The sequence below is a fragment of the Kitasatospora sp. NPDC048194 genome (genome assembly GCF_043202455.1).
GTDB lineage: Bacteria > Actinomycetota > Actinomycetes > Streptomycetales > Streptomycetaceae > Kitasatospora.
Genome location: NZ_JBIDAK010000082.1, coordinates 1 through 1,112, shown reverse-complemented (window position 1 = coordinate 1,112; position 1,112 = coordinate 1). Strand labels below are relative to the sequence as shown.

The 1,112-nt window shown below is 71.0% G+C and carries 2 protein-coding genes; one reads left to right on the top strand and one right to left on the bottom strand.

Translation table 11 applies throughout. The features are described 5' to 3' along the window. Positions 1-282 (top strand): electron transfer flavoprotein subunit alpha/FixB family protein (locus ACGF07_RS35645; RefSeq protein WP_392905848.1); only part of this gene is annotated, 282 nt, incomplete at its 5' end. 119 nt (positions 283-401) lie between these two features. Here ACGF07_RS35645 and ACGF07_RS35640 read toward each other — a convergent pair. Continuing rightward, on the bottom strand, positions 402-836 hold the full coding sequence (locus tag ACGF07_RS35640) for a hypothetical protein (protein WP_392905846.1): 435 nt from the start codon (positions 834-836) through the stop codon (positions 402-404). Between the last annotated feature and the right edge of the window lie 276 nt (positions 837-1,112).

Below are 1,112 nucleotides of genomic sequence, written 5' to 3'. Positions count from 1 at the left end.
GCGGCCGTCGGCGCCTCGCGCGCGGCCGTCGACGCCGGCTGGTACCCGCACAGCAACCAGGTCGGCCAGACCGGCAAGCAGGTCTCCCCGCAGCTGTACGTGGCCAACGGCATCTCCGGCGCCATCCAGCACCGGGCCGGCATGCAGACCTCGAAGACCATCGTGGCCGTCAACAAGGACCCGGAGGCCCCGATCTTCGAGCTGGTCGACTACGGCGTCGTCGGCGACCTGTTCGAGGTCCTGCCGCAGCTCACCGCCGAGGTGAAGGCCCGCAAGGGCTGACCCGTCGGAGGGACCACGGAGGGGGGGGGGGGGGGGGGGCGCGCCCCCCCCCCCCCGCCCCCCCCCCCCCCCCCCTCCGTCGTCGTGCGGGGCCGCGCGCGGCGGTCCGCCGCCACGCGCTACTCCGCGAAGGCGGCGAGGTGCTGGGTGAACCCGCCCTTGGTCGGCGGCAGCGGCCGCGGCTCGGCCTCCGGGGCCGGCTGCGGTTCCTCCACCGGCAGCAGCCGCAGCTCCGGCTGGTCGGAGTCGGGGGAGGGGCACAGTCGCACCCGGGTGCCGACCGGGACGGTGCTGCGCAGCCCGTCCACGATGCACCAGACGTCGAACCCCTCCGCCATGCGGATCAGGGACTTCTGACGGACCAGCGGCGTACGGGCCTGCTCGACCGCGCAGCGCCGGACGACCCCGGTGCCCTCGCTGGGCTCCAGCCGCAGGTCCGTGGACCCGCAGGTGGGGCAGAGCAGCCGTTGGAAGGTGGGGTTGTTGCACCAGGTACACCGCTGGAAGTACAGCGTCGTACTCCGGGTGTCGGCATCGATGGCTGAGTGGACCACGCTGTCATCTCCCTGCGCTCGGACCGGCTTGTACGGCAGAAGTACGGCAGAAGTTCGGCAGGAAAAGGATAGGGAACTCAGTGCCGCCCTGTGAAGGCACTGAGTTCCCTTTTTGCCGCGCGCGTGCATAATGAAGGGTACTGAGTACCGTCGTGAAACAGGAGTGGCGATCATGAGCCAGGACTTCGATCTCTTCCGCATCTCCGAGGAGCACGAGATGCTCCGTGAGGCGGTGCGTTCGCTGGCCGAGGCGAAGATCGCGCCGTTCGCGGCGGA